Below are 19,744 nucleotides of genomic sequence, written 5' to 3'. Positions count from 1 at the left end.
GCCCCCTAGGGTAGTCGGGGAAGCGGCCTAGGCGTTGTTCTTGGGCGCCGAGCCGCCAGAATTTCGCCGCCCCCGGCCGCGCCCGCCGCGCCTGCGCCGCCGCTTCTGGCTCTTGCTCTGGTTATTTCCACCGCTTTTTTGCGGGGGCTGGCGCCGCGCAGTGGTGGGGTCTTCGATGCGGGTGAGGGCATCGAGAAACGCGGCATCAGACATCAGCGGGATGCCCTTGCGCTGGGCGTGCATGGCCTTGCCCACGAGATCCGTGGTGACGTTGCACACGACAAGCGATGCCTCGCGGGTGAGCTTTTCCGAATAGTTCAGCTCCTCGCGCATGAGGGCGGAAATAATCGTATCCGGGTCCTCCAGGATTTCGGGGGCCACGACGATTTCCATGCCGCGGCGCAGTTCCTTGCCGGGCTCGTATTTGCCGGGGTTGTGGTGCTGCACGGGGGCCTCGGCGGCATCAACGCGCACGTGCGAGCGCTGCAGGCCAAAGCGGTCGGCGCGGACATCGTCTGGGGCATAGCTGCGCACCGGGCCGCGTTGTTGGTGCTGGTAGAGCTGGATGAGCAGCTCCGTCTCCTCGCGCGAGGTTTCCTGCTCCGGGCGCCGGGCGCGTTCCACCGTTGCCTTCGGATCGGCAGCCAGGCCATTCTGCTTAGCGACGCCCCTCAGCCGCACATCATTCGACCGCACGCCTTGCGCATACGAGGTGGCCAAGGTATCGATGATGCGCACGGGGGCGGGCATGTGGCCCACCTTTTGGCGGCGTCGCTTGCCCTTGTTGCGACCGCGGTTGCGCGCGCGATTTTGGCGGGCGGCGGTCATCATGGCGCGGCGGGCCTCGGCGACGATAAAGCCCCAGGTATAGGGGATATCGTGGACGACGAGGGTGCGGCCATCGATAAGCTTATCCAGCGATTTAAGAATCCTGCTGAAGGCGGGCGCCTGCTCGATATCCGCGACGGTGAGCCCGTGGAGGTGGTGCGGGCCGGCGTCGATATCCGGCTTGAGCACGGCGTGGAAGCGCTGGCCAATATCGCCGGCATTATCGAAGGCCACCGCATCGATGGTGACTATGCGCCCGGTCGAGGGGTGGATGCCCGTGGTCTGCAGTGTGAGGGCCACGTAGGGGTGCTTGGTGACGGTCTCGGTCTTGTCCGCGCTGGATGCGGAGGTTGATCCGGTTGATTCGGTCGGGGCAGACGAGGTGGCGGGGTCGGCTGGGGTTTTCGGCGTTGCAGGACCGCCGGAGGGGCGGACGGCGCGGCGTGGACGGGGCCGGGGCCTGCGCGGGCCCGGTTCGGCCGTACCTGTGTTGCTGGGGGCGCTGGTGCTGGATTCGCTTTGGGAGTTGGGGCCCGGCTTGCGCTGCTGCGCGGCAGTCGGGGACTCCGGCTGGTCGGCGGATTCGGCTGCGGAGTGAGGGGACGCCTGGGCGTGGGTCCTAGCCGCATGCTGGGACGCCATGGTCGCCGGCGAGGGAGCCTGCGGCGACCGTGGGGAGGGGCCAGGTGTGTTATTCATCAACCTAAGTCTAGTATCCCGGAATTCCTGTGGCGGGACAGGGCGCGCCGGGCCTTTTCGTTGCCTAATCCGGTTTAGTGGACACTAAACCGCGACGATGAATACGGTCACCAGCGCCACGACGGCGACTAGGGCTATGGCCGTGACCCACCACCCGATGTGGAGCGTGGGCTCCGGGGTGGCGGTGACGGCGCGGAAGCTGCTGGTTTCGAAGGTCTCGGTCGCCGCCTGCGTGGTCGGGGTGGCCACGGCCACCGAGTCCTCGTTGGAGGCGGGCAACGGGTCGCCGGCGTAGATGCTCAGCACACGATCGTTGCCGCGCGGGGCGTGGTAGGCGTGGGCGAGGATGGGGGCATCGGCAAGCGGGGGCAGCGAGGGACCCGGGGACAGTGTGGTGAGGAATTTAGGGCCGAAGAAGACGTCGACGGTGTTGGCGGAGGGCACGAGGTTGACCAGCACGTGCATCCGGGCCTGGGCCGGGATGTCGAGATCCGTGGGGAGATCGGTGATATCGATGGGCGGGGCGTAACCCAGCATCGTATAGGGGCCGCCGGGCGGATTATTCGCTGGCAGGCAGAGCCCGGGGCGGGGAAGCAGGAGGGTGACGTGGCCATCGGCATGCGGCTGGGCCGTGGCGGCCGGGGTGAGACCGGCGCGAAAAAGCAGGTCGATCTCGGGGTATTCCGCGCGGTCCGCGGCGCTAATGGTGCCTATCTGTTCTTGGGTTTCCACGCTTAAACCACCCTCCTGGCTGGGAGCCAGGGTGACGGTAAATTCCTCCGTGCCCTTCACCGATGCGCCGTGAATGGGCAAGGCCTGCACCGCGCCGAGGCCGCGGTGGGGGATGAGGTAGGTAGAAGAAGGCATAGTCGATCTTCTACCATGCCCGGCCGCGCCCGCGTTAGGCCAACGCGCGGTTTACTGCGGAGGTAATCGCGTTGATGGAGGCGCGGGTCGTGGAACCGGCGATGCCCGCGCCCCAGACCTTGTTCTGGTTGACGTCCGCGGCAATGTAGCAGGCGGCCTCGGCATCATCGCCGGCCGAGCGCGATTGCTGGGAGTAATCGATGACATCGAAGTCGATGCCCAAGGACTCCAGCGCATTGGCGTAGGCGGCGATGGGGCCGTTGCCGGTGCCGGTGACCTCGGATTCCTTGCCGTTGTAGGTCACGGTGGCGGTGACGGTGGCATCGGTATCTTCGGCGGAAATATTGTCGATCTCAAACGATTCCAGCTGCAGCGGGGTGGTGCGGTCCAGGAATTCGGTGGCGAAGATGTCCCACATATTCTTGGAATTGACCTCGCCGCCTTCGGTATCGGTGATTTCCTGCACGACGGTGGAAAACTCCGCCTGCATGGCGCGCGGCATGTTGATGCCGTGGTCGGTCTTCATGATGTAGGCGACGCCGCCCTTGCCGGACTGGGAGTTGACGCGGATAACGGCCTGGTAATCGCGGCCCACGTCCTTCGGGTCGATGGGCAGGTAAGGAACCTCCCAGATGGCATCGCGCAGCTCTTCCCAGCTGACGTCGGTGGAATTGGCCTCCGGGCGCACCGTTGCGGCCAGCGCGTCCAGGCCCTTATTGATGGCATCCTGGTGCGAGCCAGAGAACGCGGTAAAGACCAGTTCACCGCCGTAGGGGTGGCGCTCGGGAACGCGCAGCTGGTTGCAATACTCCACGGTCTCGCGGATCTTGGGCAGATCGGTGAAGTCGATCTGGGGGTCAACGCCCTGGGTGAGCATGTTCAGGCCCAAGGTCACCAGGTCCACGTTGCCGGTGCGCTCGCCATTGCCAAACAGGCAACCCTCGATGCGGTCGGCGCCGGCCATATAGCCCAGCTCGGCGGCGGCAACGCCCTCGCCGCGGTCATTGTGGGGGTGCAGCGAAATCAAGATGGAATCGCGCCGGGCCAGGTTGCGGTCCATCCACTCGATGGAATCGGCGTAGACATTCGGCGAAATCATCTCCACCGTGGACGGCAGATTGATGATCATCGGGTTCTCGGGGCTCGGATCCATGATGGCGACCACGTCATCGCAGACCTCGCGGGCGAAATCCAGCTCGGTGCCGGTAAAGGACTCAGGGGAGTACTCCCAGCGCCAGTTGGTATCGGGGTAGTCGGCGGCGATGGATTTGATGAGCTCGGCGGCATCGGTAGCCAGCTTCTTGATGGCCGGCTTGTCCTTGCGGAAGACCACGCGGCGCTGCAGCTTCGAGGTGGAGTTATAAAAGTGCACGATGACGTTCTTGGCGCCGGCGCAGGCCTCGAAGGTGCGGCGGATCAGGTGCTCGCGGGCCTGGACGAGGACCTGGATGGTGACATCTTCTGGAATCTTATCGCCCTCGATGATTTCGCGGACGAAGTTGAAGTCCGTCTGGGAGGCGGACGGGAAGCCCACCTCGATTTCCTTGTAGCCCATCTGCACCAGCAGGTCGAACATGCGGTGCTTGCGCTCGGGGCTCATGGGATCGATCAGCGCTTGGTTGCCATCGCGCAGGTCTACGGCGCACCACTGCGGGGCGTGGGTGATCTTCTTGCCCGGCCACGTGCGGTCCGGCAGGTCGATGTCCTCGACCTCTACGGCGAAGGGCTGGTAGCGCTCGAACGGCATGGAGGAGCCGCGCTGCTTATTCCAGGCGGGTTGTCCCTCGCGGGGAGGGCCTGCAGGGGTGGTGATTTCGCGGGGTGCGCTGATAAAAGAATCGTTGGGAGACATGGTGTGCGGTGTCCTTAATGTGTTTGGTGTCGGGAAGTGCGACGGCCAGCTGGGCTAAGGATTGCCAGACTCCGCGACGGGGCGCTGGCCGTAGGTTTAGGCCGAAATCCCGCCGCGGCAGATAAGGAGTAGGTCGTTCCGCAATGTCATACCGGTCACACTACAGAGAATCTCACTGCGTGGCAACATATTTCATTCAGCGGGACGCGCGGGCCCGTGGCGTACCATGCTGGTGTGCCTACCGCTCCTACCACCCGCCGCCCCACGGTGACGTCCACGCTGCGCTGCTGGTTTTATGCTGCGCTCGTGGCGGTTGTAGGCACGGCGATTCGCCTCAGCGTGCTCGCGGCGATGGCCGCGGCGCAGGGCGATTCCCTGTGGGGGCTGCTGAATAAATGGGACGCCAACTACTACGTGGGCATCGCCCGGGCGGGTTATGCCCCGGCGGATGAAACGACCCTCGCATTCTTTCCTGGCTTTCCGCTGGTGGTGCGCGCAGTCAGCAACCTGCTGGGTACGGATATTGCGGGCACGGCGATGGTCCTCAACCTCTTTTTCACCATCGCCTTAGCGGCGGGCGTTATGGCGCTGGCCAGGCATATGGGGCTGGGAGCGCGCGGACAGGTGCTCGGCGCGACGGTGGTCACCAGCGCGCCGATGAGCATCGTTTTTGCTATGCCCTATACGGAGGCGCTCTTCGGTGCGCTCGCGATCTGGGCCGTGGTGATGCTGCATGACCAGCGCTGGATTGCGGCCGGGGTGCTGACTTTTCTTGCCGCCTTCGTCCGTCTGACCGCGGTGGATCTCATTGTGGTCTTCGCGATCATGGTGCTCTTTAAGGCGCGGCGCACCTGGTGGGCTTGGCTGAGCGTGGCGGTATCGGCGTTGCCCCTAGCCGGCTATATCTTGTGGGCGAATCGCCATTTATCCGGCGCCGGCGGGTATTTTGGCCTGCAGGAAAAGCACTGGAATTCCGGTTTCGACGGCGGCCGGGCGACGGTGTCCTGGGTGGCGGAGACGCTGTCTAGCGCCACGAATGGCGGGTATCTCCTCAGTGCCGCGGTGATCATCGCCGCCCCCATTTGCCTGCTGCTGGCCTGGGGGCGCCTGCCGCTTCCTGCCTGGCTGTTTGCCGCGGTGCTGATGGCTAATGTGCTGCTTTCCGATGGCATCATGCACTCCCGTCCCCGCCTCTTACTGCCCGCAGCGGTGGTTTTGGTGCCGTGGGTGGGCAAGAAGGGGGCATCGGCAAGCGTGGGCGCCTGGGTGCTCTTCGGCGCCTGGTTTTCGGCCTATATGCTGGCCGTATTCGAGTGGGCCATCTAGCTGCGCTGGCTGACCGGGTTGCGCGACAAAATGATGGTCGCGGCGATCATGACGCCGAGCGCGGCCATCATGACGAGCCAGCCGGCGGTGGAATCGATGAGGAATTTCTCGCCCAAGACCATATAGCCCAAGCCGAAGGCGACGATGGGCTCGAAGATGGTCATGGCCGGCAGCGACTGCGCCAGCGGGCCGGCGTTAAAGGAGTATTGCTGCACGACGGTGCCGGTCAGGGCGAGGCCGATGAGGCCGTAGAACTGCCAGCTGCCCACCAAGACGCTCAAGCCCTCGTGGGTGAAGATGTCCACCACGGCCTTAGAGAGCAGCGCGACGAAGCCATAGATGACGCCGCAGGCAGTGCCCAGGGCAAGCGGGCGCTGCTCGCGGAATTTATGGCCGGCCACGCCCAACGCGACCAGGGTGGCCAGGCCCAATAGCAGCGCGGGCCACCACTGGCTCCACTCGGGCCGGGGATTGCCGGCAACGGGGCGGCCGTAGACCACCATCACGCCGACCGCCACCGTGAGCGCAATGGACCAAAAGGTTTCGTGTACGGGCATGGGGCGCTTGGCATACCAGGCCGAAAGCGGCAGGGTAAACATGAGCGAGAGCACCAAAATGGGCTGGACCACCAGCAAGGTACCAAAGCCCAGGGCGACGACCTGGAGGCCGTAGGCGAGGATGGCCGCGCCGGTGCCGACCCACCACAGTGGGTTGGTCATGGCGGAGCGCATGACTGAATCGTCTGCTTCAAGGGCGATGCGGTGGCGAACGACCGTGCCCCAAGCAACCGTAAGCGCGGAGGCGAGCGCGAAGAATACGGCCAGGAAGTTGCTTAACACCCGCTCAACGCTAGTAAAAAAGTGACGGAGATGCATTTTGCTTATCGATGCCGCCCCCGCCCCGCCGCCTCGCGCACGCACGGGGGTGGGTGTGAATAAAATAAAAGTATTGTTTCGGAATTATGATGAGGTGTAGCGCCTTGCGGGGTAGCATAGGAATTTGACTAGTGTCCGACAGGTATTTCTGCGGCGCGCCTGCGCCCAGGAGTGCCTTTTAAAACGAAAGGTGGCAACCACACCGTGGCCCTGATCGTTCAAAAATACGGCGGCTCCTCCCTCGAATCCGCAGATCGCATCCGCGCGGTAGCGGAGCGGATTGTGGCCACTAAAAAGCAGGGCAATGATGTCGTCGTGGTGTGCTCCGCTATGGGGGATACCACCGATGAGCTTCTCGACCTTGCAGCGCAAGTCAATCCCGTTCCCCCGCAGCGCGAAATGGATATGCTCCTTACCGCGGGCGAGCGCATCTCCAATGCGCTCGTGGCCATGGCGGTGGAGTCCCTGGGTGCGAAGGCCCAGTCCTTTACCGGCTCCCAGGCGGGCGTGCTGACGACCGAGCGCCACGGCAATGCGCGCATCGTTGACGTCACCCCCGGCCGCCTGACCGAGGCCCTAGAGGAGGGACAGATCTGCATCGTCGCCGGATTCCAGGGTGTGAATAAGGACTCGCGCGATGTGACCACCCTGGGCCGCGGCGGGTCCGATACCACCGCGGTCGCCCTGGCCGCGGCGCTGAAGGCGGATGTGTGCGAAATCTACTCCGATGTCGATGGTGTCTATACCGCCGATCCGCGCATTGTTCCGGATGCGCAAAAGCTAGAAAAGCTCTCTTTTGAAGAGATGCTGGAAATGGCCGCCGTAGGATCCAAGATTCTGGTCCTGCGCAGCGTGGAATACGCCCGCGCTTTCAATGTTCCGTTGCGAGTTCGCTCGTCTTATTCAAATGACCCCGGCACGTTGGTGACCGGCTCGATGGAGGATATCCCCGTGGAAGAAGCAGTACTTACTGGTGTAGCAACTGATAAATCCGAGGCGAAGGTAACCGTGCTGGGCATCCCAGATCGCCCGGGCGAGGCCGCGAAGCTTTTCCGCGTCATCGCCGATGCGGAGATCAATATCGACATGGTGCTGCAAAACGTCTCCTCCTTGGAGGACGGCACCACCGACATCACCTTCACCTGCCCGCGCGCCGATGGCCCCCGCGCGATGGAGCTATTGAGCAAGCTGCAGTCCGAGGGCGGCTGGTCCAATGTGCTTTACGATGACCAGGTGGGCAAGGTCTCCCTCGTCGGCGCCGGCATGAAGTCCCACCCAGGCGTGACGGCGGACTTTACCGAGGCCCTGCGCGATGTGGGAGTGAATATGGAGCTTATTTCCACCTCCGAAATCCGCATCTCCATGCTGACGCGCGAGGCGGACCTAGAAAAGGCGGCGCGCGCCCTACACGATAAATTCCAGCTCGGCGGCGAGGAAGAAGCCACCGTCTATGCTGGAACCGGACGCTAAACCAGAACAAATCAAGGGGAAGACAATGACTACCGTTGCAGTCGTCGGTGCCACCGGCCAGGTCGGCCGCGTGATGCGCTCCATTTTGGAAGAACGCAATTTCCCGGCGGATAAGGTGCGCTTTTTCGCCTCCGCCCGCTCCGCAGGAACCGAGCTGGAATTCCGCGGCGAGCAGATCGAAGTGGAGGACTTGGCCGAGGTCACCGAAGAGTCCGTGGCCGATGTCGATATCGCGGTATTTTCCGCGGGCGGGTCCACCTCTGAGAAGTGGGCCCCGGTCTTCGCCGCCGCGGGCGCTACCGTGGTGGATAATTCTTCGGCCTACCGCAAGGACCCAGAGGTCCCGCTCGTGGTATCGGAGGTAAACCCCGAGGAGGCGAAGAACCCGCCGAAGGGCATTATCGCCAATCCGAACTGCACCACCATGGCCGCCATGCCAGTGCTGAAGGTGCTGCACGATGCCGCCGGCCTCAATAAGCTGCACGTATCGTCCTACCAGGCGGTATCCGGCTCCGGCCTGGCCGGCGTGCAGACACTGGCCGCGCAGGTCTACAGCGTGGGCGATCACAACGTGAACCTGGTCCACGATGGTTCCGGCCTCGATGATGAGGACCTGGGGCCTTTCGTTGCGCCCATCGCTTATAACGCCCTGCCCTTTGCCGGCAACCTCGTCGATGACGGCAGCAACGAGACCAACGAAGAGCAGAAGCTGCGCAACGAATCCCGCAAGATTCTCGGCCTGCCGGACCTCAAGGTCGCCGGCACCTGTGTGCGCATCCCCGTCTTTACCGGCCACACCCTGACCATCCACGCGGAGTTCGACAAGCCCATCACCCCGGAGCAGGCCACCGAGCTTCTGAGCGATGCCCCAGGCGTGACGCTTGCCGATGTCCCCACCCCCCTCGCTGCCGCCGGCAAGGACGATTCCTTGGTCGGGCGCATCCGCCAGGATCAGACCGTAGATGACAATAAGGGCCTCGTGCTCGTCGTCTCCGGCGATAACCTGCGCAAGGGAGCTGCGCTTAATACCATTCAGATCGCAGAACTGTTGGTATAGCCGCAAGGTACCACCGCGCCGGGCAGAGCTGCGAAGCCTTGCCCGGCGCTTTGCAATATGAAAAATCGGCTCCTCGCTTCCCACCGCGGGAAGGAGGAGCCGAATTGTATTTAGTGGCGCTTAAACCTTAGTCTTCGTCTTTCTTGCCAAAGTCCAAGTCGCTGTCGACGGAAGGTACTTCCGGCTTCGTGTGCTGGACGTAGGTGACGGAAGGTGCGGGCTCTGAACGGTCGTAGTCGAGTTCATCGTCCTCTTCGAGCTCCTCGTGGATATCCTCGGCGAGGTGATCGATGAATTCTTGCGTGTGCATATTGGAGGCCGCGGCTAGCATGCGCAGCTCGCGCTCATTCTTCTTGGTAAAGCGCTCGCGAGGGTCGAGCTTGCGGGCGACGAGATCGTGGGCACGCATGCGGCGATCGGATTCATCGGCAAGCATGCCGCGGTTTTTAATGCGGTTATAAACCATCACGAAAATCATCAGTAGGCCGAGGTAACCCAGGATGGGGTAGACGTTGCTGACCAGGGACTGGAAGCCGATGAAGGACAGGATGAAGCCGATGATGCAGGATGCGGCGTATACGGGGTAGAAGCGCTGTGGGTTATTGCGGGTCAGGCGCTTGCCCAGCGCGTAGAACATACCGATGGCAGTGTTAAAGACCATGCCGTAGATAACGAAGGTCATCAAGATGCCGAGAACTGGGTGGATGCCCGTAATCAGCTTCAGCACCGGCATGTCCTCGCCGTTGACGTCCTTGGCCTCGAAGAAGAGGGCGAAGACGAGCAGGGCCAGCAAGATGAGGTAAAGGAAACCACCGATGAGGCCGCCGATGCCCACGGCGCGGTTATCCAGGAAGTTACCGCCGATGACGATGGACATGGATACGGCCGTCATGACGTTCAGGCCGGTGTAGTTCAGGGCAGAAAGCCACCAGTTAGGCAGCGAGGTATTGACATTATCGATGGCCCAGGTGTTTAGGGATGCAAAGTCCACATCAGCCGTAAGGATGGTGTAGCCGGTGGCCAGTACCACGAAGACGATGATGAACGGGGTGATGGTACCGATGACGCGGGTGACGCGGTCCACATCCATAAGGCCCACCAGCAGCACGAGGATCAGCATGACGGTGCCGCCGACCCACACGGGGATGCTGGGGAATTGCTGGTTGATATTGGAGCCACCACCGGCGAACATGACGAAACCGATGGAAAACAGCGTAATCAGCGTGGACCAGTCCAAGATCTTGGCGGTGACTGGTGAAGCGATCTTGTTGTAGACAGCGGTGTGTTCCACCGCCTGGAAATAGGAGCCCAGCTGCAGGATGGACACGCCGGTGACCATCATGAGGGCGGCGGCGAGGGCGATGCCCCACAGGCCCCATTCACCGAAAGCTACGAAGTACTGCATGGCTTCTTGGCCCGAGGCAAAGCCTGCGCCCACCACGACGCCAATAAACGCCATGGAAATTCCGATTGCGCGTTTAATCATGAGGGGAGAAACTCTCTTACTCACACTCGCCGGGCCTGGCTTTGGGAACGCGCGGGCCCGGATCGACGGTCGATTTATCACGTGTGTGTATCTAATAGAATCACATTTCAGCCGTGACTTCACAGCTGAAATCGCGTCACTTTAGCATTTTTCTACCCCGACCTCAGGCCGCATGCGCCCGCTGCGCTGCCCTAAGTACCTGCACTTTGATAAGTATTGCGGCGAAAGTATGCGTCTAGGTGGTCGAACATTCGGGGGTATTAATTTGCGCCCTCAATGAGGTCCTTGCGGGCGCGCGCCACGCGGGAGCGGATGGTGCCAACGCGCACCCCGGCAATCTTGGCCGCTTCCTCATAGGTATAGCCCAGCACCTGGGTGAGGATGAGGGCTTCGCGGCGGTCGGCTGGCAGGGCATCGATAAGCGCACGGGCATCGATCCAATCGCTCCAGGAACCGGAATTTTCCGCGGCGGAGCTCATGGCGTCCTCGTATTGCGTGGCGGATTTGCGGGGCCGGGCCATATCGTGGCGGATATTATCCACCCACACGCGCCGGGCCAGCGAGAGCAGCCACGTGCGCGCGGAAGAGCGGGCGGCAAAGCGCGGCAAGGCGCCGATGACGCGCAGGTAGGTCTCCTGGGTGAGATCGTCGGCGATTTCGGGGCCGCCCAGGTGGGCGAGCAGGCGCCAGACATCATCCTGGGTGGCCTTGATGAACTCCGTAAGCGCTGCTCGGTCGCCGCGCCCAGCCCGGAGGGCGAGCTCGGTGACGCGGGCGTCGTCTGCTGCGGAGTGGTGGGTCACCTGAATGAATCTACCAGTAGCTCCTGGATTTCTTATCCAAGGTTGCGGTGGCTGGGGCACGGGCAAGCAACACATGCGCGCGCAAAGTAGCGCGGCGCCGTTAAACGTAGTAAACTATGGGTTGTCCGTGATTGATAATTGACCCCAAATTATCGACTGATTGCCAGGAGGCAAAGACATACCATGACTGATTCCACTGCTGATGACATCCTGAACAAGGGACAGCGTCCCGCAGGTAAGGGCATCACGACCCGTCCGTCCGGCCAGCCCGTGCCGTCCGAGAACACGTCCGTGACCGCCGGCCCCCAGGGCCCGGTTGCGCTCAACGATATTCACCTCATTGAAAAGCTCGCCCACTTCAACCGCGAGCGCGTGCCTGAGCGTACCCCGCATGCCAAGGGCCACGGCGCCTTCGGTGAGCTGCACATCACCGAAGATGTGTCCGCCTACACCAAGGCCAAGGTCTTCCAAAAGGGCACCGTCACCCCAATGATGGGCCGTTTTTCCACCGTCGCCGGCGAGCAGGGCTCCCCGGATACCTGGCGCGACGTGCACGGCTTTGCCCTCCGCTTCTACACCGAAGACGGCAACTTCGACATCGTGGGCAATAACACCCCGGTATTCTTCCTGCGCGATGGCATGAAGTTCCCGGACTTCATCCACTCTCAAAAGCGCCTGGGCTCCAACGGCCTGCGCGATGCCGATATGCAGTGGGATTTCTGGACCCGCAACCCGGAATCCGCTCACCAGGTGACCTACCTGATGGGTGACCGCGGCACCCCGAAGACCACCCGCCACCAAAATGGCTACGGTTCCCACACCTTCCAATGGGTCAACGAAGACGGCGAGGCCTTCTGGGTCAAGTACCACTTCATCTCCCGCCAGGGCGTAGAGAACTTCACCGATGAAGAGGCCACCGTGGAAGCCGGTAAGAACCCGGATAGCCACCGCGCGGACCTCTACAACGCCATCGAAGAGGGCAACTACCCCATCTGGGACGTCAAGGTGCAGATCATGCCGCTTGCTGAGGCTGAAGACTACCGCTTCAACCCCTTCGATCTGACCAAGGTCTGGTCCAAGAAGGACTACCCGCTGCACGATGTGGGCTACTTTGAGCTCAACCGCAACCCGCGCAACTTCTTTGCCCAGATTGAGCAGGTTGCACTCGATCCCTCCAATATCGTGCCGGGCGTTGGCCTGTCCCCGGATAAGATGCTCCAGGCTCGTGTCTTTGCCTATGCTGACCAGCAGCGCTACCGCATCGGGCCGAACTACAAGCAGCTGCCGGTCAACCAGCCGCGCAATGCGGAGAAGGTCAATACCTACGAGCACGAGGGCCCCATGCAGTATTTCTACAATGCTCCAGAGGATCCGGTGTACTCGCCCAACCGCCATGCAAAGGGTGCGGGCGTGCTTGACGATGCCTCCGTAAACAACCGCGAGGACCTCGAGACCACCACTGCGGCAGACTTCTATGTGAACCCGGATCCCCACGGCCAGGACTTGGTCCGCGCGCCGTACGTGCGCCACGCGGAAGACGATGACTTTGTGCAGGCCCGCGACCTGTACGAAAACGTCTACGACGACGCCGCCAAGGAGCGCCTGGTCACCAATATCACCAACGCGATGGCCGGCGTCTCCGAAGAAACCGAAGAGCGCGTGTACCAGTACTGGACCAACGTCCACCCGGACTTGGGTCAGCGCGTGCGCGAGGTCTTCGCTGAAAAGAAGTAGCCCGCCGCTGCGGTTGTACTGCTTCTTAGAGGCATAAGACACAGGCCGCCTTCGACTATCTGCTGTGAACTGGGGCAGTTGGTCGGAGGCGGCTTTTGTGATTTTTTACGCTGGACTAGTTGCAGCGGCGCATATCGTCTGCAACGAATTGAGGCGCGCCCTGGTTAAGCCATTTATCCACGTCATAGCACGGCTCGCTCATCCCCGAGGTGGCTTGGCCAATTGGGCGGATGACCGTCCATGCGCCATCGACAAAGTGGGCCCATACGAGCCAATCTGTTTGGTTTTGACCAAAGTGTGCCCAAGTGCCATCGCAATCGAGCACCACAATATTGCTCATATCGGGGGCTAGGGGAGCAAAGGATGCTGGTGAGCAATCGCCCTTTGCTTGCTTGGCAGTAGTGGTGACCGTGACCTCTTGCGGGGTGGGCTGCTGCGCGTGCGTCTGTGCGGGCGAGGTTGCTGGGGCATCGGATGTAGTAGCCGTCGTTGGCTCCGCGGAGCTCGTAGCGCTGGAGCTGGACTGCGCCACGGCATCGGAAAATTGGGGCTCGCTAGGGCTGGCGGAGTTATCGGCATCATCGGCGCAGGACACCAGTGCCATGCTCAGCGGAAACGCGGCCACGCAGGCTAGCGTGCGGGAGAGAACGGATTTTCGGGGGATAGGCATGTCTTAATAGTAGATTCTCTTTGTTATGCGCGGGGATCGGCGCGCCTGCAGAAAGGGAATGACCTGCAGCGATAGGTTACTAGCATGACCAAAAGCCTTGCCTCGACCGCGTCTACTGCGTCCGCGAGTTCCTCGCGGTGGCGCACGCTCTTATTGCTCGTATTGCTCGCCGTGCCGCTTATCGTTGGTACCGCAGTGGCGACCTGGTCGCAGTGGGAACCGGCGCACGCGTGGTCGAGCGCCGCGCAGCCTTATGGCGCACCGCAGGCGAATTCGGCATCGCCAGAGCTCAAGGAAGCTGCCGAGGCAGCCAGCCGCGCCCAAGCGCAGGCCAGCATCTTGAAATCCGGCGCGGACCGATTGAACAAAGGCACCAGCGAGTTGGATAAGGGCGCGGGCGAGCTAGGAGAGGGCGTCGAAAAGCTCGCTGGCGGTTCGCAAGAGCTGGTGGCGGGGCTGAACCAGCTGCAGTCGGGGACGAATACCCTCGGCGGAGGGGCGACGGAGCTGGCCAATACCGTTGGCGGGGCCGTCGACCAGGTCGTGGGCCTGGGAGCCGTCCAAGGCCAAATCCTGGAGGCCATCGATGGCACGGTGCGCGATTTGGAGGGAAATGATTCCAAGGAAGCGAAGCAAGTGCGCTCGCAACTGGGGGATCTGCGCAAGCAGGTGGAAAATTTCCGCCTCGATGAATCCCTGACCGGGGAGTTGAAGAAGCTCAAGGATGGCTCGCGCGATCTGTCCAATCAGCTGGCGGTAAATGGCTATGCCTACCACGATGGCATCAACCAGGCCGTGGCTGGCGCGCAGCAGCTCAACCAGTCCATCGTGGAGCTTAATAGCCGCGTGGATGAGGCACTCGATGGGGTGGGCAAGCTTGACGATGGCGCCGGCAAGCTCACCGGCATGGCAGAACAAAACCAATCGAACCTGGGTGAGGTGCAGCGTGCGCTGCCGCCCGCACACGTGGCCGCGGAGGAGGATGCGCGCCAGCTGAGCCCGGTCATCGCCTTGCTCATTTCCGCGCTCGTCCTGCTGGCCGGATCCGCCGCCGGGGTGGCGTGGAAACTGGGATTCCGCCCGTGGTTGATGGTCCTCGGCGGCTCGCTGGCAGCGGTGGCCATCGGGGAGATCCTGCTTTACGTCCTATCCATCGGCCTTACCCCCATCGCCGCCGTGGCCGCCGGCGGGGCGCTCTTCCTGGGTGCCCTGTCCTCCGCGCTTATCGTGCGCGGCCTGCTCGAACTGTGCGGCATGACCGTGGGGTCCATCCTCGCTGCGCTCTTTGGCATTGGACAGACCGCGTTGGTGGGCTGGCTGTGGAAATCCGCGGCCATCGCCGGGGTGGACAAGGTATGGCAGGTAGTGGCCAACCTTTTGCCGCTGAACTGGACGACGGCCGCCGTGACCGTGGCTGGCAACGATGGGGAGGCCGTGGTGCTGTGGACGGGCCTTGGCGTCTTGGGCGCTATCACTCTGGTGGGCCTGAGTGCAGTGAAATGGCTCGTTCCTGTCAAAAAGATTCAAAAATCCGGCGCTAAAGTATGAAAATTTATACTTAAATAGACAAAAGCTTGTATAAAGCTGGCAATATTTGCCAGCGCTATGGCTGGAATACGATAAGTGTTATTCTTACTAGTGCTCACACCGCCTACTTAGGGGGTAGGCGAGCGGCTTGCGCCGTTGTGAGTGATAGGGAATAGGGACGACGCGGTGCTGTAGGGGCGCCGCGTCGTTTCCCGTTTTTACCCAAAGCTATATATCCACGGTGGGTGAGGGTTGTTTTATGCGCCCACCGGCAGGAATGTGCGCTACCACACAGTAATGTTTAACATTAGCCATACGTCTTTTGGCTAATGGCGTGCGCCATACGGGCGCCAGTGACATTTAAAGGAGCGCAATGCAGACCTCCCTCGGGCTGACCCTGATGGGACTGGCCATCATCTTTGTAACGGTGGGCATCCTCATCCGCGGCCGCGTTAATCCCATCATTCCCATGACCTTGGTACCCGTCATCGGCGCTGTGATAGCCGGTTTCGGCATAGAAGATATCGCGGATTTCTTTGGCGAAGGCTTAAGCTCTGTCATCAACGTCGTGGTGATGTTCATCTTCGCCATTATCTTCTTCGGCATCCTGCAGGATGTGGGCCTTTTTACCCCTGTAATCCGCAGCCTTATCAAGGCGACACGCGGCAATGTCATGGCCGTGACCATAGGTACGGCAGCGATCGGCATCGTGGCGCACCTCGATGGATCGGGTTCCACGACCTTCCTTATTACGATTCCCGCATTGCTGCCGCTGTACCGGGCGCTGCACATGTCGCGCTATGTCCTCATTACCATCGTGGCCCTGGCCGCCTCGGTGATGAATATGGTCCCGTGGGGCGGGCCGCTGGGGCGCGCCGGTGCGGTGGTTGAGCAAGACCCCAACGATATCTGGCTGCACTTATTGCCCATCCAGGGCGTGGCGGTGGTCCTCATCTTCGCCATTGCAGCCCTATTGGGGTGGCGCGAAAAGCGCCGCTTGGCCAAGCTGCAGGAAAGCGGCGAGATTAAGGGCGCCATTTCAGTGGACGTGAATTCCTTGGCGGATGATTTTTCCGCCAAGCAAGCCGAAGAACAGCAGAAACTTGGATTCAGGTACCGGAAATCCCGGTGGGTGACCATCGCGAATATCGTCGTCGCCTTGGCCGTGCTTGCCGCCCTGCTTTCGGGCTTGCTGCCACCGGCGCCCGCGTTCCTCATTGCCACCACCATTGCCCTGGTGGTCAACTTCGACGGCGCGATGGAGCAGGGCGACGCCTTGCGGCGTCACGCCCCCAACGCCTTGTCCATGGCCGGAGTGATCATCGCGGCCGCGATGTTCTTGGGCGTGCTCAATGAGACCAAGATGCTAGAAGAAATCGCGCTGAGCCTGGTGAATATCCTGCCGGAAAGCGTGGCGCCGTACCTGCACGTCATCGTGGGATTCTTTGGGGTTCCGCTGGATCTGTTGACCTCCACGGATGCGTATTACTTCTCGGTACTGCCCATTGTCCAGGGTACGGTGGAGTCCTTCGGCGTCAGCGGTATGGGCGCTGCGAGCGCACTTATCATCGGCAACGTGGTCGGAACCTTCGTCTCCCCATTTTCGCCGGCGCTGTGGTTGGCGTTGGGACTGGCGGACGGCCAGATGGGCAAGTACCTCAAGATAGCCTTCCCCATCGCATGGGTATTTTCCATCTTCCTCGTTGCCATCGCATTCTTTACCGGAATGCTGGCCTAAGAAACGGTGGCCCTGGAATCCAAGGCGAAGGGTCTTTTGCGAAACCACCCGCCCACCTGCACCATCGGTTTCCGTAGTCGGTTCCGTTGGGAAACGCAGTTTGAAGTGTTCCAGATTTTGTCATCTACTCAAACGGAATAAAACCTAGGAGACTTCAGCCTGAAGAAGAAACCCGCCTTCACAGACGAAGGTGGGTTTGAAGATTTTGTCGGTGGTTATGCTTCATTCATGGGGGCCAACGTACAGAACTCTAATATTGTCAGGTCCCCAGTAGCACCAGTAAATCCTCCATGCTTGGGGAGTGTGATTCTCTACATAAGAGATATAGATGGTCTCACCATTATTGGCCGTCTTACCCTTCATGGTATGCGTGTTAAGGCTTGGGTATGAAGGGCCTGGGTCTTCCAAGAACCCAATTGCTTTCTTGACCTTTTTCCTCTTGTCGGGATACTTGGCTAGCGCTTTCTTAAGGTCTTCTGCGGCGGATAGGGCAAACTGGATCTTGAAGCGTGGCATTTCTTCTTGCTGGTCAGTTAGAGTTCAAAATCCACAAATCGGCCGTCTGTGTAATCTTCCAAGCTATCTCGGAATACGCGAAGGGCATCGGGGTTCGAGTAAAGAAGCTCGATATCTTGGTTCATGTCTTCTTTCGCAACGTGGGTTACGCGACCTGCAGAGTCCGAAAATGCCAGCATCTTCCCGCAATCAGCCGCGTTCTTGTGAAGCGTGTTGCTCATGCTGCGTCCTTTCTGTGTTCAACCCGTCCAGTTTAAATCCGGTTGGGTTTCCCGTTGGTTGTCTCCGTCGGGCTGCTGTCCATTTTCTCATAAAGTGTGACAGCGGTGCACTTGCTTGAGGCTGTGTGCGCTCTGAGCTTGTGGCTCTGGCTCGGGTGTCTAGAATATCGAAAGAAAGGAACCCCAAACAGGGGGTGATCTTATCCCGTCCCTACATTCATCAGGTCTGGGTATCAAGGTCGGTGAACGCAGAAGCCAATGTTATGCTCGCCCTACCTTTGAATGTTGTGTTATTTCTTCATCTGTCCTGCACAAATGGGGTATCGTGGTCGGTTAGTGGGCATCGGAAAATTCAACAAACTCACCGCATGCCACATGCAGGTGCCATTCCGGTGGATTGAACAAACAGCAGGACCGAATAAGCCACAACAGTTTATTCAGCTCCTATTTAGACAAGCTAGCCAAGGCTTGCGCTGAAACCCAGACACACTTTTTGCTATTTAACTCGAAAAAGCCCGCAGTTTCCTGCGGGCTACTGTCGGGATAACAGGATTTGAACCTGCGACCTCTTCGTCCCGAACGAAGCGCGCTACCAACCTGCGCCATATCCCGGTCACTGCTTAAAAGCAGTACTGAGATACTTTAACGCACGGTGAATGAGATCGGCAAAACGGCAGGTCTAATCCACCTCAGTGATCCGCAGCAGGGTGGCTGAGGGGCGGCAGAATAAACGCACAGGGGCGAATTTGGAGGTGCCCAGGCCATTGGAGACGTGCATCTTCATCGGGCCGAAATCGTGCAGGCCCTGTGCGCGCGGGCGGTCGATGCCGCAGTTGGTCACGATGGCGCGCGAACCAGGCAGGCACACCTGCCCGCCGTGGGTATGGCCGGAAAGGGAAAGCTGATAGCCATCGGCGGCGAATTTTTCGAGCACGCGCGGCTCGGGGGCGTGGAGGAGCGCGAGCGAGAGATCGGCATCCTCATGGGGCGGGCCGGCGATTTCGGAATAATCGTCCAAGTCGTGGTGTGGATCGTCCACACCGGCCACGGCGAGGCGAACATTGCCCACCTTGAACTCGCGGCGCGCCTGGTTGCCGTCGTACCAGCCGTGCTCCACGAAGGCCGCGCGCATGCCGCGCCAAGGAAGATCCACGTAGGAGGGCTCGCGCTTTTTGCCCAGCAGGTACTTGAAGGGATTGACCGGGCGGGGTGCCCAATAATCATTGGTGCCAAATACGAAGACGCCGGGCCGGGCGAGAAGCGGGCCGAGCGCGCGCAGGGTATCGGGCACGGCCTGTTTATCGGAAAGATTATCGCCGGTATTGACCACGAGGTCTGGATCCAGCGCATCGAGGGCGGAGACCCAGTCGATCTTGGTCTGTTGCCCCGGGATCATGTGCAGGTCAGAAATATGCAGCAGGCGGAACTCTTCTTCGCCGCGCAGGGTGCCCTTGGGCAGGAGTGGAAGAGTATATTCCTTGAGCTCGAATTTGTTGAGCTCGCTAAAGCCCCAAGCAGCAACACCTAGGCCGGCGGCGACGCCGCCAAGAATCCGTTGAAGTTTCACAGCTTCTACACTACCTGCCTTAAATGGACGTATATTGAAAGGCATGAGCGAGCTAAAAGATACTATCCGAGCAGATCTGAAAACGTCGATGAAGGCCAAGGAAAAGCAGCGCACCAGCGCCATTCGCGCGCTGCTCGCGGCAATCCAGGCCGAGGAAACTACCGGCTCCCGCCACGAGCTGGAGGATGAAGACATCCTCAAGGTCATCGCGCGCGAGATTAAAAAGCGCCGCGAGTCCGCGGAGGTCTATGAAGAAAACGGCCGCCCGGAATTGGCAGAGGCTGAGCTTGTCGATGTCCCCTTCTTCGAGGCCTACCAGCCGCGCCAGCTCGATGACGCGGAGCTTAAGGCCTTGGTAGAAGAGGCAATTGCTGAGGTAGAAAAGGAAAACGGCGAAGCACCCACCATGAAGCAGATGGGTGCGGTCATGAAGGTGGCCAACGCAAAAGCCGCCGGCCAAGCCGACGGCAAGCGCCTTTCCGCAGAGGTTAAAGGCCAGCTTAATTAA

At 61.0% G+C, this 19,744-nt stretch carries 16 protein-coding genes and 1 tRNA gene; 7 read left to right on the top strand and 10 right to left on the bottom strand.

Annotated features, from left to right (window positions below):
• Window positions 1–27: 27 nt before the first annotated feature.
• From ACP8KU_RS10705 to leuA, 3 genes are all read right to left on the bottom strand, one after another.
• Window positions 28–1,128 carry an exonuclease domain-containing protein gene (locus ACP8KU_RS10705; protein WP_369707508.1) on the bottom strand — a complete coding sequence of 367 codons (1,101 nt, stop codon included), beginning with the start codon at window positions 1,126–1,128 and terminating at the stop codon, window positions 28–30.
• Between the two features lie 483 nt (window positions 1,129–1,611).
• On the bottom strand, window positions 1,612–2,394 hold the full coding sequence (locus tag ACP8KU_RS10700; protein ID WP_484483732.1) for a hypothetical protein: 783 nt from the start codon (window positions 2,392–2,394) through the stop codon (window positions 1,612–1,614).
• 34 nt (window positions 2,395–2,428) lie between these two features.
• Entirely contained in the window at window positions 2,429–4,246 is a 1,818-nt protein-coding gene (leuA, locus tag ACP8KU_RS10695) for a 2-isopropylmalate synthase (protein WP_005280829.1), read from the bottom strand.
• Between the two features lie 234 nt (window positions 4,247–4,480).
• Here leuA and ACP8KU_RS10690 point away from each other — a divergent pair, with 234 nt between their 5' ends.
• Window positions 4,481–5,572: a hypothetical protein gene (locus ACP8KU_RS10690; RefSeq protein WP_484483731.1), complete on the top strand. Its 1,092-nt coding sequence runs from the start codon at window positions 4,481–4,483 to the stop codon at window positions 5,570–5,572.
• Here the strand turns inward: ACP8KU_RS10690 and ACP8KU_RS10685 are convergent.
• On the bottom strand, window positions 5,569–6,411 hold the full coding sequence (locus tag ACP8KU_RS10685) for a DMT family transporter (RefSeq protein WP_034653341.1): 843 nt from the start codon (window positions 6,409–6,411) through the stop codon (window positions 5,569–5,571). The genes ACP8KU_RS10690 and ACP8KU_RS10685 overlap by 4 nt on opposite strands.
• Before the next feature lie 240 nt (window positions 6,412–6,651).
• Between ACP8KU_RS10685 and ACP8KU_RS10680 the strand changes: the two genes are divergently transcribed.
• Window positions 6,652–7,917, top strand: coding sequence for an aspartate kinase (locus tag ACP8KU_RS10680; protein ID WP_023029986.1), 1,266 nt, complete (start codon window positions 6,652–6,654; stop codon window positions 7,915–7,917).
• 25 nt (window positions 7,918–7,942) lie between these two features.
• Complete coding sequence (locus tag ACP8KU_RS10675; RefSeq protein ID WP_284897001.1) at window positions 7,943–8,974, top strand: aspartate-semialdehyde dehydrogenase; 1,032 nt, start codon at window positions 7,943–7,945, stop codon at window positions 8,972–8,974.
• A 127-nt stretch (window positions 8,975–9,101) separates the two neighbouring features.
• Here ACP8KU_RS10675 and ACP8KU_RS10670 read toward each other — a convergent pair whose 3' ends face one another.
• Together ACP8KU_RS10670 and ACP8KU_RS10665 are read right to left on the bottom strand one after the other, a co-directional pair.
• Window positions 9,102–10,460, bottom strand: coding sequence for a YkvI family membrane protein (locus tag ACP8KU_RS10670; protein WP_484483730.1), 1,359 nt, complete (start codon window positions 10,458–10,460; stop codon window positions 9,102–9,104).
• A 260-nt stretch (window positions 10,461–10,720) separates the two neighbouring features.
• Window positions 10,721–11,263: an RNA polymerase sigma factor gene (locus ACP8KU_RS10665; RefSeq protein ID WP_005276476.1), complete on the bottom strand. Its 543-nt coding sequence runs from the start codon at window positions 11,261–11,263 to the stop codon at window positions 10,721–10,723.
• A 183-nt stretch (window positions 11,264–11,446) separates the two neighbouring features.
• Here ACP8KU_RS10665 and ACP8KU_RS10660 point away from each other — a divergent pair, with 183 nt between their 5' ends.
• A complete protein-coding gene (locus ACP8KU_RS10660) occupies window positions 11,447–12,997 on the top strand; it encodes a catalase (RefSeq protein WP_484483729.1) in 1,551 nt (516 codons plus the stop codon).
• A gap of 115 nt (window positions 12,998–13,112) precedes the next feature.
• On the opposite strand, the gene ACP8KU_RS10655 is transcribed toward ACP8KU_RS10660, so the two are convergent.
• Window positions 13,113–13,667: a hypothetical protein gene (locus tag ACP8KU_RS10655; protein WP_237791625.1), complete on the bottom strand. Its 555-nt coding sequence runs from the start codon at window positions 13,665–13,667 to the stop codon at window positions 13,113–13,115.
• 84 nt (window positions 13,668–13,751) lie between these two features.
• On the opposite strand from ACP8KU_RS10655, the gene ACP8KU_RS10650 reads away from it, so the two are divergent.
• Together ACP8KU_RS10650 and ACP8KU_RS10645 are read left to right on the top strand one after the other, a co-directional pair.
• Window positions 13,752–15,215, top strand: a complete 1,464-nt coding sequence (locus ACP8KU_RS10650) for a hypothetical protein (protein ID WP_484483728.1) — start codon at window positions 13,752–13,754, stop codon at window positions 15,213–15,215.
• Window positions 15,216–15,567: 352 nt separating this feature from the next.
• Window positions 15,568–16,932 carry a CitMHS family transporter gene (locus ACP8KU_RS10645; protein ID WP_484483727.1) on the top strand — a complete coding sequence of 455 codons (1,365 nt, stop codon included), beginning with the start codon at window positions 15,568–15,570 and terminating at the stop codon, window positions 16,930–16,932.
• Window positions 16,933–17,465: 533 nt separating this feature from the next.
• Here the strand turns inward: ACP8KU_RS10645 and ACP8KU_RS10640 are convergent.
• From ACP8KU_RS10640 to ACP8KU_RS10630, 3 genes are all read right to left on the bottom strand, one after another.
• A complete protein-coding gene (locus ACP8KU_RS10640; protein WP_023016582.1) occupies window positions 17,466–17,669 on the bottom strand; it encodes a hypothetical protein in 204 nt (67 codons plus the stop codon).
• Window positions 17,670–18,207: 538 nt separating this feature from the next.
• Window positions 18,208–18,281: transfer RNA gene (locus ACP8KU_RS10635), tRNA-Pro, on the bottom strand.
• A 67-nt stretch (window positions 18,282–18,348) separates the two neighbouring features.
• Window positions 18,349–19,236, bottom strand: a complete 888-nt coding sequence (locus tag ACP8KU_RS10630) for a metallophosphoesterase (protein WP_023016583.1) — start codon at window positions 19,234–19,236, stop codon at window positions 18,349–18,351.
• 43 nt (window positions 19,237–19,279) lie between these two features.
• Between ACP8KU_RS10630 and ACP8KU_RS10625 the strand changes: the two genes are divergently transcribed.
• Window positions 19,280–19,744, top strand: a complete 465-nt coding sequence (locus tag ACP8KU_RS10625) for a GatB/YqeY domain-containing protein (protein WP_005276488.1) — start codon at window positions 19,280–19,282, stop codon at window positions 19,742–19,744.

Source organism: Corynebacterium sp. LaCa_282, from assembly GCF_057198125.1.
This window is presented reverse-complemented; position numbering and strand designations above follow the sequence as displayed.

Coding starts and splice junctions, on each gene's coding strand:
- ACP8KU_RS10700 (WP_484483732.1), bottom strand. CDS start 2,394: ATGCCTTCTTCTACCTACCTCATCCCCCACCGCGGCCTCGGCGCGGTG.
- leuA (WP_005280829.1), bottom strand. CDS start 4,246: ATGTCTCCCAACGATTCTTTTATCAGCGCACCCCGCGAAATCACCACC.
- ACP8KU_RS10675 (WP_284897001.1), top strand. CDS start 7,943: ATGACTACCGTTGCAGTCGTCGGTGCCACCGGCCAGGTCGGCCGCGTG.
- ACP8KU_RS10670 (WP_484483730.1), bottom strand. CDS start 10,460: ATGATTAAACGCGCAATCGGAATTTCCATGGCGTTTATTGGCGTCGTG.
- ACP8KU_RS10660 (WP_484483729.1), top strand. CDS start 11,447: ATGACTGATTCCACTGCTGATGACATCCTGAACAAGGGACAGCGTCCC.
- ACP8KU_RS10655 (WP_237791625.1), bottom strand. CDS start 13,667: ATGCCTATCCCCCGAAAATCCGTTCTCTCCCGCACGCTAGCCTGCGTG.
- ACP8KU_RS10650 (WP_484483728.1), top strand. CDS start 13,752: ATGACCAAAAGCCTTGCCTCGACCGCGTCTACTGCGTCCGCGAGTTCC.
- ACP8KU_RS10645 (WP_484483727.1), top strand. CDS start 15,568: ATGCAGACCTCCCTCGGGCTGACCCTGATGGGACTGGCCATCATCTTT.
- ACP8KU_RS10640 (WP_023016582.1), bottom strand. CDS start 17,669: ATGAGCAACACGCTTCACAAGAACGCGGCTGATTGCGGGAAGATGCTG.
- ACP8KU_RS10625 (WP_005276488.1), top strand. CDS start 19,280: ATGAGCGAGCTAAAAGATACTATCCGAGCAGATCTGAAAACGTCGATG.